This is a genomic window from Rhizobium sp. M1 (genome assembly GCF_002531805.1).
GTDB lineage: Bacteria > Pseudomonadota > Alphaproteobacteria > Rhizobiales > Rhizobiaceae > Rhizobium > Rhizobium etli_C.
Genome location: NZ_NWSW01000049.1, coordinates 19,464 through 32,474, shown reverse-complemented (window position 1 = coordinate 32,474; position 13,011 = coordinate 19,464). Strand labels below are relative to the sequence as shown.

Genomic DNA, 13,011 nt, shown 5'->3' with positions numbered 1-13,011 from the left:
TTTCGGAATCAGGGGGCGGATTGCCTCGGAATTTGCAAGAAAAGGACTGCTGGCGGGCAGGCGGCCTCGCCTTTGGATGCGCTCGCCACGGGGGAGCCTAAAATCGGCTTGCCGGGTTCAAAATCAACGATCGCCATGTGGCACCGTAGTGTAAGTTCGGTGGATGCCAATAATCTTTCAAGGGTGAATTAACCAGCGGATCGCAACTGATCCTTTCCGGAACATTGTTGTACTACGCGATTCTATCTAGATATGAGATGAAATGTCGGTCACGCATTAATCCACCTGCCGCTTCCCAGTCCTTCTTTCGGTTTTTGACCGCCGTTTGTGTTACAGACATTTTTCGGCTAGCGGTGTTGTATCCCGCGCCGCCATCAAGCAAACGAAAAAGCACTTCCACCCCCTCCGGGCTGAGGTTCTTTCCGAACTTGTTTCGGGGGTCTCGGCAATCCTCCTCGGTAGGTTCCTTGTAGATTATGGCCCCGGTCGTGACGTGATTGTGTGCTGGCAAAAGCCTCTCTCGAAGAGCGTCGAAACATCGGTCTACGTTTGCGTGAGATTCGAGTCGCGCGGCTTCAATCGCCGCCTCGATTTCAATTTTTGATAACATAAGAGACCTTTTCCCTCCCAGAGACTATCTTGGGCGCATTCTATGCAATAGTAGTGTACTACTCCAGCTGCAACTCTTTTTTCTCTTATTCTGGGCACCGTCCTTCAAAGGATGGAAAGATATGGCGCCGTCTCGGGCTGGCTCTACCTGAACACCCAGACAAGGTTTATCAGGAAATTGAAGACGAAGGCCGTGCCGATGCCGAAAAGCTTTGCCCACAAGGGCGAGAGCCCGACCTGTTGCACGAGGATCAGCGTCACGGAGACATTGATCGACAGGCCGAGCAGCGCGCCGATCAGGAACAGTGAAGCGCGCTTGCGGCTTATTGCCTGATTGAAGACATAGCGGCTGGTGGCGCTATAATTGACGGCGGCCGCGATCAGCCAGCTCGATGTCGCCGAAAGGCCGAGGGGCGCGCCAAGCGCCAGCAGGCCACGGAACACCGACAGGTCGACGAACGCAGCCAGACCTCCGGTGAACACATAGCGGATAGCCTTGGACAAGATCATTTGGACGCTTCCTCTGCCCACAGCGCTGCGAATATAGGGTCCGAATAGGTCGAAAAGGTCAGCCAGTCCTCCCGCGGCCCGTCGGAGCGAATGAGCGGCAGGACACCGGCGCGGCGCGCCGCATCGCCATCCCGCTCGGGTCTGTCTCCTATCAGAACGGTTTGCGCCGGCCCGACGCCGGCGCGCTGCATCAGCATATGCAGGCCGCGTGGATGAGGTTTCTGGATGCCGACGCCGGGATCGCTTGCGGCCAATATGTAATCGGCCGACAAGTTCATCCTCTGCAGCTTCTCGTCGGCAGGATAATCAGAATAGATCCCGATCGCCTTGTTCTGCCGTTTGAGGCCGGCAAATAATTCCGCCAGCCCATCATACCGACAGGACGCGATATGGGCGAGCGGACGGCGGCCGATCCACTCGCTGACGATCGCCTCTATCCTTTCGGCAGGCTCGCCGGTTTGCGCGACGATACGAGCCATCAGGCTCGCCTGAAAATCATCAACCTCCTCCTCGCCTATGGCTTCACGCAGTGAGCGGTATGCGTGCAGCACGCGCAGATTGGTCAGGCTACCTCTTGCCACCGCATCAGCAATCAATTCGCCGGCCATCCGAAGGCGCAGCCTGCGCTGGTTGTATAACGTTCCGTCGACGTCGAAGACGACGAAGTGGATACTGCCCCAGTCGACATTCCTCGCGATCATTGGATGGTGATGTAGTGCTGCTCGGTCAGAGTAACCAGAAGCGGAATGTCGATGAATGTCGTGAAGATGAAGGCCGTCGCCAGGGCCGCGACGATCGCGATCAGGCCAGGCTCTCGGAACAGCTTTTCCGGTTTCTGCGCCGTAGAACCCGGTTTCGTCGCCATCACAAAATAGGTTGTGAACAGGGCAACGACGAAAGGCAGGACGAGCATGTACTCGATGCGATACTTGACCAGGAAGACCGACAGAAAGGCAATCGAAAACAGTGAATAGGCAATGCAGGAGGCGGTCAGCGAGACCTGCGTATACTGGGCGAAACTCGCCCGGTAGCGCGACAGCAGCTCCTTGCCATGCGAGGCGACAATCTCGTCATATTCCGATAAGCGCTTGGCCGCCATAAGGAACGCGCCGCCGAACCAGTAGGCCAGGATGATCGATCCTGGCGGCAGGCTCGTTGGGTCGATCATTGACCAGCCGATCACCAGGCGGATCGGATTATTGATCGATTCTGAGATGACGTCGAGATAGGCTTTGTCCTTGCTTCTGATCGGATCGAGATTGTAGAGGATTCCCTGAATCGCAAACAGGCAGGCGACAAAGAACAGAAGTTTGCTCGAGAGGATGGCGCAGCCGAGGCCGACAGTGAGCAGCACGGCCCATTCCAGTTGAACCAGCCTACTGTTCATCGCGCTTTGCACGGCTGACCGCTGCGATTTCGTCGGATGATGCCGGTCAAACTCGCGGTCGAACCACTCGTTAATGCAGTAGTTCGCGGATGCGATGCAGAGCGCGGCTACAAGTCCGAGCAGGATCGAGGAGGTCAGGTCGTCGTTTCTGACCCCCCGCAGAAGATAGGCGAGGATGAGGCCGGGAATGATGAAGACGTGCTTCGTGCTGTGATCGAGCCGCGCAATGGAGATATAGTCGCGCAAGCCCGCTCGGCCTGATGCGGGTACCCTGCGGTCACCTAAGCTTGTGTTCATGCCGGACGCCTCCTTCATCGTCAGGCGGTTTATTTCTGATCACTGTCCAACAGATACACATCATAGGTTTCGAAATAATTCGCAGCGCCGAATTTGGCGAGCAGCGTCGTTGTCGACAGGAAATTGTCGATCTGTTGGCGCGAGGCATGTAAGGTCCAGTTGTAACCCTTCCGGTAAATCTGGCCGGAACTATTCTTTTCAGCTTGTCCTGCATCAGGATTACCATTCGAGACCGATCTGTGCGCGCAGGTCAATTGTTCAAAAGACCGGAGTGAAAATAACCGGCAAGATTCCGGCAAAGACGCTTTCTACATTTTTGGCCACCTCTAAGCGCTTCAACGAGCTCAAGGATTTGGATATGGGCTTGGCCGAATGGGGAGAGTCCGCAAAAGCCGAACCATGACCTTGAAGAATGATGGCTCGCGACGAGAGTTGTGGAGAGTTTAAGGGCCGCAGGCAGGGCCTTGAGCTCCAGATCGACCGTTGCCACCGACTGCCGCGATACGAAACAGTCTATAGCGACGGAAAGCTCACCGGCACTGACCGCATGATCGTCGAATACGCCCGCGTTCAGAGCCCCCATAGCTTCATCAGTTCGCGTGGCGCCGATACGCCTGCCGGCATCACGAAGCGATCACGCCCGGCCTTGAGGCTTGCCGGGCCGGCTTCGCCAACTGGCAATCCGTGGCCGAAGCCATCAAGCCGGTAATAACTGATCCGATCGCGCCCGGCGGCACGCCATCGCTCCACGGCGCCCCAGGGCATCGCCCGGGCGATCGCGGCGCTCCTTTCAAGACCGGTGACGTCGAGCCATTGCGATAGCACTGCCTCCGCATTAGCGGGATTAACGGTGCGGTCGTCGCTGCCTTGCCAGATCGACACGGGCGGCCAGACGGTGGCGCCGGGCGAGGCCGAGCGAATCAGATCGCCCCACGCCTGCGAAGATGGCGACGCCAGCGAATATCTCCGGATAGGTGGCCGCGAGCGCGCAGGCGATTCCGCCGCCTGCCGAAAGCCCGGCTATATAGATGCGTGATCCGTCAAGCTGGTGGTCGGAGATGGCCGTGTCGATCATCTGCTTTATCGACATCAGCTCACCGCGCTCGGGCGAAACCAATTGAAGCAGAGATTGGTATTGTTGCTACGGCTCTGCTGCGGATAGAGGAGCGCAAATCTCCGCCGGTCGGCGAGCGCGCTGAAGCCGCTGCCAGCGTCGAAACTTTCCGGGGTCTGCAGGCAGCCATGCAGCACGACGACGAGCGGCGAATTGCGCGCCCAGCCGCGGCGGGACATGGATCTTTATCTTGAGCCGTCTGCGATTGCTGCCGAAACTGATCCGCTCGATGAGCTGCGGCCGGGCATGCTTCTTCTTTGCCTTGGCTGGCTTTGCCGAAGGCCAGCTCTGACGTGCGACCGTCTCGACGAGACGCCGCAATTATTCTGCGCTTTCAAGGCGCGGCTCAGTGAAAACGGAGATTTCAGCGTCATGCAAAGAGGCTCCTTTCGACGGATGACGCTTCTCCCGCAGCTCTGCCGCCATCATCTGCCTTACTGTATAGGCTTGCTTCAATGTCCTTGCCGTGAAGGCCGCACCGAAGTTCAGCGCCGCAGAACAATATCGTCTGCGTGCAATGCAGACAGCATAAGGTCCTGACGACAATAAGTCCGTCGGCAGGCGACATTTAGCCCCGGCCCCATTCTCGGTCTTCGTGAAGTTTGTCCTATCGGCCCGAGCAGCTTCGCACCTGCCATCGTTGCGATGGAGATATTCTGCCCTGGATCCAGGCGATTCGCCTTTTACTTTCTAGAAATAATCACTTTATATCGACGCTTTGGTTTGCTCCAAAAGAACTCAATTTCGCCAGCAGCACCTCCGAAATCCCGAACTGACGTGCCGTTCCACGGCCCATCGAGTTTTTCACGATCGTCTCGTTCAACATTCCTCGCTTCACCAGAAGATCGACCGTCTCCTTGACGCCTGTGCGGGTCAGAGCCGTAACTTCCATGATACTGGAAAGGGTTAGCTTCTGGTGAGCCTGGTTCATGCCGTAGATGATGGTCATCATGCCGACCTGCTTCAGCCTAGCCTGCGGGGTTTCATCCTCAAGCGGATGGTCGAGGATTTCGTGCAGGATGAGGCCTGAGAAGGCGAGGCTGTGCCATTGCGTCTTCAACGCTCTTGCCATGTCATTTAACTGTGTTATATAAGTCAGCATATTCACACGCTAACCGGGTAGTGTCCTCGGTTCGCGCTCTTGCATTGTGATGCCTGAGGGTCCGTCCCATGAAAAACCTTCTGCTGAATGGCCTGTTTGCGATTTGTTGCACATTACCACCCTATCTCATTTCAGGCAGCAACGCGCGCGCCGATGATTGGGGATGCCAGGTTCTCCTCTGCCTTTCGAATCCCGGAGGGGCGACCCAGTATGCCGCGTGCCGGCCGCCGATCCAGAAACTATGGCGGGAGCTTGCCGAGGGTCATTCGTTCCCGACGTGCAGCGGCGCCGGCTTTCGCAGCTCGCGACCGGGCTACGAGCCCTACTATTGCGACGCGGGATACAGGTTGGAAGGCAGCTATGGCCCGCGTGGAGAACAAGCGACCTGCATCTCGACATCGCTGCAGCGGGTCAGCGAGTCTTTTTGCCACAGCGGGCGGAGCGGCTATCGTGCCGAAAACAATTCGGTTCAATCGCCGCGGTGGCAGCGTGAGGACGGCCGCACTGGTTGCATGGCCTATCCGATCGTCCGTCCCAATGTCCGGTCGCAGCCGCACTACGTCGATGTGACGATCGATGGCGCCGGCACGCAGCGAGTCTGGTACTAACCGATGGCGGCCTTCGTGGATATGGCGCAGAGCTGCGCGCCGATGGTTCAGGTGGAGACGCTGGCCGGCGTCGTCAGTCTCGAGAGCCGGTTTCAACCCTTCGCCATTCGCATCAACAGCGGTCCTCCGCTGGCGGCGCAGCCGACGACCAAGGCGGAGGGGATCGAGCTTGCCACGTCTCTTATCGCCGACGGCCAAGACATTCAGCTCGGTCTCGGCGGTCTTGGCGTCGAGGAGCTTCGGAAACTGAAGCTGTCAATCTCGGATGCCTTCGATCCGTGCCTCAATCTCAAGGCCACCGCACAGCTTCTCGACGGGTATTACCGCCTCGCACTACGCGAGGGCGCGAGTGCGGTGCAGGCACAGAAGGTGATGCTGCAATCCTATTACGGCCGCGACAATCCTTCCGTCGGCGCGATGGTCAGGTACGACGTCCAGGTGCGCGATGAGGCAAAGCGGCTGTTGCCCGGGCTTGCCTCGCTGACGATCGGGGATGCGTCCCGTCAGGCCGACCCAGGCGCGCATCGGGAAGACCAGGCGGCGCGCCCGCTTCAAACGCAAAATTCCACAACCGCCGAAGCTTTGCCCTGGGATGTTTTCAGTGCCGGGCGGCGCGCCTCGGTTCTCGTTTTTCAGAATGATCGATCGGAGCCTAACGAATGATATCCAAGACCCAACTGCGCCCGATGGCTGCCTCCGCTCTCATGGCGGTCGCGATTGCCACCTGCCTGGTCGAGCCGGCCTTTGCCCAGGCCGCCGGCGTCGAAACCGTGCTGCAGAACATCGTCACGATGCTGACCGGCAACATCGCCCGCCTGCTGGCGGTGATCGCGGTGATCATCATCTGCATCGCCTGGATGTTCGGCTACATGGATCTGCGTCGCGCCGGCTTCTGGATCATCGGCATCGGCGGAATTTTCGGCGCCACCGAACTGGTCAACACGATCGTCGGAGGCTGACCCCGCATGGCAAGCGCTCCCAGCCTCGAAGAAGACATCCTGTTCCTCGCCTGCACTCGCCCGGCGATGATCGCAGGCGTGACGATGGAGGCGATGGGCGTCAACATCATGCTGACGACCATTCTCTACATCACAGCGGGGTCGATCGCCTATGCGCTGGTCGGTGTCGTCTTACACGTCGTATTCCGGGCGCTCGTCAAGCACGACCACAACATGTTCCGGATCCTGATTGCCTGGATCGAAACCCGCGGGCGCTCGCGAAACGCCTTCTACTGGGGCGGAGCGACGCTGTCGCCGCTGAAGCTGGTGCGACGCTACGATGAAAGGGATTTCAGCCTTGCCTAGTCTTGCGACGCTGCGCTCCCGCGAACGCGGGCCGGAGACCTTCATTCCATATATCAGACATGTCGACGATTCGATCATCGCTCTCGATTCCCGCGCGATGATGGTGATGGTCGCGCTCGATGGCATTTCCTTCGAGACCGCCGACGCTGTTGACCTCAACAGCCTGCATCGCAGTCTGAACACGCTCTATCGCAACATCGCCGATGAGCGGCTGTCGCTGTGGACGCATGTCATCCGCCGGCGCGACAATGCCTATCCCGACGGTCAATTCGCCAATTCCTTTTCCGATCGCCTGAACGCCAAATATCGCGAGCGGATGGTACGCGAGGATCTGTTCCGCAACGATCTCTATGTCACCCTCGTTTGGCATCCCGATCGTGATCCCGCCCAAAGGGCCGCGAGCCTTCTCAACCGGCTGCGAAAAGCACGTCGCGCGCGAATGGAGGTAGACGAGATTGCACTGAAGCACCTGCGCGACAAGGTCGCGGATCTCACAGCGGGCTTGAGGCACTTCGAGCCCCGTGTCCTGACGCTCTATGAACAGCATGGCATCGTTTTTTCGCAGCCGAGCGAGGTGCTTCATCAGATCGTCGGCGGCCGGCGCGAGCCCGTGCCGCTGACGGAAGGGCCGATATCGTCGGCGATCTATTCCGACCGCGTGATCTTCGGGCGCGAGACCGTCGAGATCCGCCATGAAGCTGCATGCCGCTATGCCGGAATGTTCGGTTTCAAGGAATATCCGGCGGCGACGCGTCCCGGCATGCTCGATGGCATTCTGACTGCGCCATTCGAGCTCATCCTGACGCAGTCCTTCGCCTTCACCGCTAAGGCCGACGCGCGTGTGATCATGGGCCGTAAGCAGAACCAGATGGTCAGCGCCGGCGACAAGGCCGCCTCGCAGATCGGCGAGCTCAGTGAGGCGATGGACGATCTGGAATCGAACCGTTTTGTCCTCGGCGAACATCATCTCGCGCTTTCCGCTTTTGCTCCTTCGGTCAAGGAGCTCACCGACAATCTGGCGAAGGCGCGCGCTTATCTGACCAATGGCGGCGCCGTCGTCGCCCGCGAGGATCTCGGCCTGGAAGCTGCCTGGTGGGCGCAACTTCCCGGCAATCGTCGCTATCGCGCCCGATCGGGCGCCGTCACATCGCGCAACTTCGCTGCTCTGTCCCCCTACCATTCCTATCCCTCAGGTCAGAAGGACGGCAACAAATGGGGGCCCGCGGTGGCCATGCTGAAGACCGCGTCAGGCTCACCGTTTTATTTCAATTTCCACCACGGCGATCTCGGCAACACCTTCGTCTGCGGGCCGTCAGGTGCGGGCAAGACGGTCCTGTTGAACTTCATGCTCTCGCAGCTCGAAAAGCATGATCCCCATATGGTTTTCTTCGATAAGGATCGCGGCGCTGATCTCTTCGTGCGCGCGGCCGGTGGCACCTATCTGCCGCTCAGAAACGGTGCCGCCACCGGCTGCGCGCCGTTGAAAGCACTGGAGTTCACTGCGGAAAACAAGGTATTTCTCACCGGCTGGATCGCCAAGCTGGCCCGATCCGGATCTGGCGAACTATCGACTACCGAGTTGCGTGACATCGCCTCGGCGGTCGACGGGGTGGCGGACCTGCCGGTGGAGCGTCGCTCCATCGGCGCCCTGCGCACCTTTCTCAACAATACCGACCCCGAAGGCATCGCCTCGAGGCTGAGGCGTTGGGAGAACGGAGGGCCGCTCGGCTGGGTGTTCGACAATGAGAGCGACGATATCGGCATCGGCGCAAAATTCATCGGCTACGACATGACCGATTTCCTCGACAACGAGGAAATCCGCACACCGTTGATGGCTTACCTGTTCTATCGGATCGAGCAGCTGATTGACGGACGGCGTATCATTATCGTCATCGACGAATTCTGGAAGGCGCTGCAGGACGAAGGCTTTCGCGATCTCGCCCAGAACAAGCTGAAGACGATCCGCAAGCAGAACGGTCTGATGCTATTTGCCACACAGAGCCCGCGTGACGCCATCGTCTCGCCGATTGCGCATACGATCATCGAGCAGTGCCCCACGCAGATCTTCCTGTCCAACCCACGCGGCGACCGCGCCGATTATGTCAACGGCTTCAAGCTGACCGAGCGCGAATTCGAGCTCATCTCACGCGAGATCCCGGTCGAGAGCCGCCGCTTCATCGTCAAGCAGGGTCACAATAGCGTTGTCGCCGAACTGAAACTTAACGGCTTCGACGACGAGCTCGCCATCCTCTCCGGCCGGACAGTCAATGTCGAACTTGCCGATGCCATTCGGGCGGAGGTCGGCGACCGGCGTGAGGATTGGCTTCCATTGTTTCAGCAAAGAAGGAGGGCAAGCTGATGCGGACAAATAGACTAAGGGTAGCGATTGCCTTGCCGCTTCTGCTGATATCGGCCGAGTTGGCGGCCGGGCAGGGCATTCCTGTGATCGACCAATCTGCGATCGCCAAGCAGATCGAAGGCATCACCCAGCTGAAATCCCAGCTCGACACCCTCAACCAGCAGCTCCAGCAGGCCCAGCAGCTCTACGGATCGCTGAACAAGATCACCAATATGGCCGATGTCGCCAATCTCCTGAACGACCCTTTAATCCGCAAGGCGCTCCCGCAGGATTTCAACGCCATCGAGGGATTGTTCAAGGGCTCCGGGACTGGCGCCTTCGGCAATTCAGCCTCAAAGTTCCTTGAGGGCAATTCCACCTACCGCACTGACGCCGACGACTTCTACGCCCAGGAGCTCTCGCGCATCCAGCACCAGAACGCCGGGCAGATGAGCCTCGGCCAGCAGATTTACGACGCCGCCACCAAACGCATCGACGGCATCGATCAGCTCCGTCAGCAGATATCGAGCGCGGCCGATGCCAAGGATATCGCCGATCTGCAGGCCCGTCTGCAGGCCGAAACGGCTTTCCTCCAGACCGACGTCCTTCGCATGCAGGGCCTGCAGATGGTTCAGCAGGCGCAGGTCCAGGTCGATGAACAGCGCCAGGCCGAGGATTGGCGCAAGCGCATGGACACAATGGGAGCTACCCTCAAATGAGATGGATTTTAGCTGGTGGGGCCGCACTTTTGCTATCGGCCTGCTTTCCACAAACCGAGAAGGTTTACACGGTCGCTGAGTTGATCGCCGACGATGCGCTTCTCGCAACGATCATCGCGGAATGCCGCGGCAATCCCGGCGAACTCCACGACACGCCGAATTGCCGCAATGCCGAGACTGCCGACGGCAAGCTGCGTCTGGAGCGCATGCGCAAGGCGCTCAGGGGCTGAGCGATGTATCAGGTCTTCAGCTTCGTCGACGGGCAGTTCAAGACACCGCTCGAGAACTTCATCTCCTCCGGGACTTCGAACATCGCCAGCTGGGTCAGCGGCCCGCTGACGGCGGCCCTCACGCTCTATGTCGTGCTGTACGGCTACCTCGTGCTCCGTGGCTCCGTGCAGGACCCGATCATCGAATTCGCCTTCCGGGCGATGAAGCTTGCCATCATCGTGATGCTGGTGAGGAATGCCGGCGAGTATCAAACCTATGTCACCAACATCTTCTTCGAAACCCTGCCGAAGGAGATTTCGCAGGCATTGAACTCCGGCACGGCGCCGAGCGCCTCGACCTTCGACAGCTTGCTGGATAAGGGTCAGAAATGCGCCTACGAGATCTGGTCGCGCGCCTCCTGGCCGGTCGACATCGTCACCGGCATCGGCGGAATGATGGTGATCGGCGCCAGCTTCATCGTCGCGGCGATCGGCTATATCGTCTCGCTCTATGCGCGGCTGGCGCTGGCCATCGTGCTTGCGATTGGTCCGATCTTCATCGCGCTCGCCATGTTCCAGCCGACCCGGCGTTTCACCGAATCCTGGATCGGCCAGCTTGCAAATTTCGTCATCCTGCAGGTGCTGGTGGTGGCGATCGGCTCGCTGCTGATCACCTGCATCGACACGACCTTTACGGCGATCGAAGGTTACAGTGATGTTCTGATGCGCCCGATCGCGCTTTGCGCCATCTGCCTCGCCGCCCTCTACGTCTTCTATCAACTGCCCAGCATCGCCTCGGCGCTCGCCGCCGGCGGGGCATCGCTCACCTATGGATACGGCGTTGCCCGTGATGCGCACGAAAGCACCCTCGCCTGGGCGACATCCCATACCGCCAGGGCGGTCGGCCGTGGCGCCCGTTCCGTCGGCCGGCGCCTCACGCCCGGCCGGCCCGAATGACGGTCACAGACATTTATCGAAATTCGACAGGTTGGTTCTTGATGATCCGTATGCTCTTATCGCTTTTCCTGACCGTTGGCCTCGTCGGCTGCGGTTCGATCTCCCATCCTTTACCCAAATGCGATGGTTATTCGCGCCGGCCGTTGAACCGCTCGATGTGGCAGTGGCAAGGCGATGGACAATCGAAGCCGCCAGCGACCTCGGCTGTTCCCATGGAGCCGGTGAACCACGCCGCCTCCTACGCGGAAGAAAACGCTTCGGTTGTGCCGGCCGCTTTCGCGCACTTCGATGTCGTCGGCTCCTATCGCCCATGCGAGGGCCGGTGACATGGTGACGGCCGATAGCCTCAAAGACTACTTCGATAAGGCCAGGCGGTTCGACCAGGACCGGTTGATCCAGATCGAGCGTTCCGCCCGCGTCGCCTGGTTCGTCGCCGGTTGCGCCAGCATTGTCGCGACCGTCTCGGTCTTTGCGATCGCCGGGCTGACGCCTCTCAAAACCGTCGAGCCTTTCGTCGTGCGCGTCGACAATTCGACCGGCATCGTCGACGTCGTTTCCGCCCTGACATCGACCGCCGGCACCTATGATGAGGCGGTGACGAAGTATTTTGCGGCCAAATATGTCCGCGCCCGTGAAGGTTACGTCTGGAGCGAGGCCGAGGAAAATTTCCGAACGGTGGCATTGCTGTCGACACAGCCGGAGCAGATGCGCTTTGCTGCTGCCTACAAAGGCAGCAATCCGGATTCTCCGCAGAATTTCTATGGCCGTAGCGCGACCTCGCGCGTCATTATCGTTTCGATCTCGCTGATCAACGCCAACGTCGCCTCCGTCCGCTATATCAGAACCGTCACCCGTGGGGACGATGTGCGCACCACGCATTGGGTTGCGACGCTCACCTTCTCCTATGCCAACGCGCCGATGTCCTCGACCGACCGGCTGGTCAACCCGCTGGGCTTTGCCGTCAGCGAGTATCGCGCCGATCCGGAGGCGATCAATTGAAACCGCGTTTCCTCATTGTCTTGCTTCTCACCTCTGGCCTTTCCACGACTGCGCTCGCGCTGGAGACCCCGCGTGGCGCGCAGCAGGACAGCCGCATCCGCTTCGTGGATTACCAGCCCTACAACATCACGAAGGTCGTCGGCGCCTTGCGCTCCTCGGTCCAGGTTGAGTTCGCTGCTGACGAAGAGATCGCGCATGTCGCGCTCGGCAACAGCGTCGCCTGGGAGGTGGCGCCGGCCGGCAACATCCTGTTCCTTAAGCCTCGGGAAAACCAGCCGGTGACGAATATCTCGGTGGTGACGACGCGCCGCGACGGCTCGACACGCAGTTACCAGATGGAATTGACCGTGCGCGACGGCAGCGTCGAAGCGGGGCAGAACACCTATTTCTACGTGAAATACCGCTATCCGGCCGACGAGTCGGAACGGCACCGGCAGGAGGCGGCCGCCAGGGCGCAAGCGGCTGAGGCAGGGCAAGCCGATCGCGTGCTTGCCCTTCACGAAGCCTATGGGCCGCGCAACTGGCGTTATTCGGCGCAAGGATCCCAGGCGCTCGAGCCGCAAGCGGTCTATGACAACGGCAAGCTCACCACCTTCGCCTTCGTCGGCAATCAGGAGATGCCGGCAATATACATGGAAAATTCCGACGGCACAGAAAGCCTCGTCCCGAAGTCCGTTGACGGCAATCTCGTGCTCGTTCACGCGATCAGCCGCAAGTTCATTTTGCGCAGGGGCCACGACGTCCTCTGCGTCTTCAACGAAGCCTATGATCGTGCCGGTATCAATCCCGAGACCGACACGACGTCACCATCGGTCGAGCGCCTCGTCAAAACGTCGCCCGACGCGGCGCAATAGGAGG

19 protein-coding genes and 1 pseudogene are annotated in these 13,011 nt (G+C 59.6%); 13 read left to right on the top strand and 7 right to left on the bottom strand.

What is annotated here, in order from left to right; translation table 11 throughout:
- On the top strand, positions 1 to 192 hold a 192-nt coding region (locus CO655_RS34175; protein ID WP_210201035.1), incomplete at its 5' end, for a hypothetical protein.
- A gap of 40 nt (positions 193 to 232) precedes the next feature.
- Here the strand turns inward: CO655_RS34175 and CO655_RS30480 are convergent.
- The 4 genes from CO655_RS30480 to CO655_RS30465 form a co-directional block, all read right to left on the bottom strand.
- Positions 233 to 610, bottom strand: a complete 378-nt coding sequence (locus tag CO655_RS30480) for a hypothetical protein (RefSeq protein WP_097667766.1) — start codon at positions 608 to 610, stop codon at positions 233 to 235.
- A gap of 143 nt (positions 611 to 753) precedes the next feature.
- The gene (locus CO655_RS30475) at positions 754 to 1,119 is read right to left on the bottom strand and encodes a GtrA family protein (RefSeq protein ID WP_097667765.1); all 366 of its coding nucleotides are present in this window, start codon (positions 1,117 to 1,119) and stop codon (positions 754 to 756) included.
- The gene (locus CO655_RS30470; protein ID WP_097667764.1) at positions 1,116 to 1,820 is read right to left on the bottom strand and encodes an HAD family hydrolase; all 705 of its coding nucleotides are present in this window, start codon (positions 1,818 to 1,820) and stop codon (positions 1,116 to 1,118) included. Before CO655_RS30470 ends, CO655_RS30475 begins: the two co-directional genes overlap by 4 nt.
- Positions 1,817 to 2,803, bottom strand: coding sequence for a UbiA prenyltransferase family protein (locus CO655_RS30465; RefSeq protein WP_097667763.1), 987 nt, complete (start codon positions 2,801 to 2,803; stop codon positions 1,817 to 1,819). Before CO655_RS30465 ends, CO655_RS30470 begins: the two co-directional genes overlap by 4 nt.
- A 271-nt stretch (positions 2,804 to 3,074) precedes the next feature.
- On the opposite strand from CO655_RS30465, the gene CO655_RS34720 reads away from it, so the two are divergent.
- Positions 3,075 to 3,206, top strand: a complete 132-nt coding sequence (locus tag CO655_RS34720; RefSeq protein ID WP_280953079.1) for a hypothetical protein — start codon at positions 3,075 to 3,077, stop codon at positions 3,204 to 3,206.
- A 167-nt stretch (positions 3,207 to 3,373) separates the two neighbouring features.
- Here the strand turns inward: CO655_RS34720 and CO655_RS34540 are convergent, their stop codons facing one another.
- The 3 genes and pseudogenes from CO655_RS34540 to CO655_RS30450 form a co-directional block, all read right to left on the bottom strand.
- On the bottom strand, positions 3,374 to 3,628 hold the full coding sequence (locus CO655_RS34540; RefSeq protein ID WP_245423967.1) for a hypothetical protein: 255 nt from the start codon (positions 3,626 to 3,628) through the stop codon (positions 3,374 to 3,376).
- A gap of 19 nt (positions 3,629 to 3,647) precedes the next feature.
- Positions 3,648 to 4,096: pseudogene (locus tag CO655_RS34535) on the bottom strand (PHB depolymerase family esterase).
- Between the two features lie 521 nt (positions 4,097 to 4,617).
- Entirely contained in the window at positions 4,618 to 4,989 is a 372-nt protein-coding gene (locus CO655_RS30450) for a MarR family transcriptional regulator (RefSeq protein WP_097667768.1), read from the bottom strand.
- Between the two features lie 98 nt (positions 4,990 to 5,087).
- On the opposite strand from CO655_RS30450, the gene CO655_RS30445 reads away from it, so the two are divergent.
- The 11 genes from CO655_RS30445 to virB9 are packed head-to-tail and all read left to right on the top strand — an operon-like array spanning position 5,088 to position 13,007.
- A complete protein-coding gene (locus CO655_RS30445; protein ID WP_097667762.1) occupies positions 5,088 to 5,627 on the top strand; it encodes a hypothetical protein in 540 nt (179 codons plus the stop codon).
- 3 nt (positions 5,628 to 5,630) lie between these two features.
- Positions 5,631 to 6,290: a transglycosylase SLT domain-containing protein gene (locus CO655_RS30440; RefSeq protein WP_097667761.1), complete on the top strand. Its 660-nt coding sequence runs from the start codon at positions 5,631 to 5,633 to the stop codon at positions 6,288 to 6,290.
- Entirely contained in the window at positions 6,287 to 6,586 is a 300-nt protein-coding gene (locus CO655_RS30435; protein ID WP_097667760.1) for a TrbC/VirB2 family protein, read from the top strand. The genes CO655_RS30440 and CO655_RS30435 overlap by 4 nt, the downstream gene beginning before the upstream one ends.
- A gap of 6 nt (positions 6,587 to 6,592) precedes the next feature.
- Positions 6,593 to 6,931, top strand: coding sequence for a type IV secretion system protein VirB3 (locus CO655_RS30430; RefSeq protein ID WP_097667759.1), 339 nt, complete (start codon positions 6,593 to 6,595; stop codon positions 6,929 to 6,931).
- A complete protein-coding gene (locus tag CO655_RS30425) occupies positions 6,924 to 9,290 on the top strand; it encodes a VirB4 family type IV secretion system protein (RefSeq protein ID WP_097667758.1) in 2,367 nt (788 codons plus the stop codon). Before CO655_RS30430 ends, CO655_RS30425 begins: the two co-directional genes overlap by 8 nt.
- Positions 9,290 to 9,988: a P-type DNA transfer protein VirB5 gene (virB5, locus tag CO655_RS30420; RefSeq protein WP_097667757.1), complete on the top strand. Its 699-nt coding sequence runs from the start codon at positions 9,290 to 9,292 to the stop codon at positions 9,986 to 9,988. Before CO655_RS30425 ends, virB5 begins: the two co-directional genes overlap by 1 nt.
- Positions 9,985 to 10,218 (top strand): EexN family lipoprotein, encoded by a 234-nt coding sequence (locus CO655_RS30415; protein WP_097667756.1) that lies wholly within the window; start codon positions 9,985 to 9,987, stop codon positions 10,216 to 10,218. Before virB5 ends, CO655_RS30415 begins: the two co-directional genes overlap by 4 nt.
- Positions 10,219 to 10,221: 3 nt before the next feature.
- On the top strand, positions 10,222 to 11,154 hold the full coding sequence (locus CO655_RS30410; protein ID WP_097667755.1) for a type IV secretion system protein: 933 nt from the start codon (positions 10,222 to 10,224) through the stop codon (positions 11,152 to 11,154).
- A gap of 41 nt (positions 11,155 to 11,195) precedes the next feature.
- Entirely contained in the window at positions 11,196 to 11,480 is a 285-nt protein-coding gene (locus CO655_RS30405; RefSeq protein WP_097667754.1) for a hypothetical protein, read from the top strand.
- A 1-nt stretch (position 11,481) separates the two neighbouring features.
- On the top strand, positions 11,482 to 12,153 hold the full coding sequence (locus CO655_RS30400; protein ID WP_097667753.1) for a virB8 family protein: 672 nt from the start codon (positions 11,482 to 11,484) through the stop codon (positions 12,151 to 12,153).
- On the top strand, positions 12,150 to 13,007 hold the full coding sequence (virB9, locus tag CO655_RS30395; protein ID WP_097667752.1) for a P-type conjugative transfer protein VirB9: 858 nt from the start codon (positions 12,150 to 12,152) through the stop codon (positions 13,005 to 13,007). Before CO655_RS30400 ends, virB9 begins: the two co-directional genes overlap by 4 nt.
- The last annotated feature ends 4 nt before the right edge of the window (positions 13,008 to 13,011 follow it).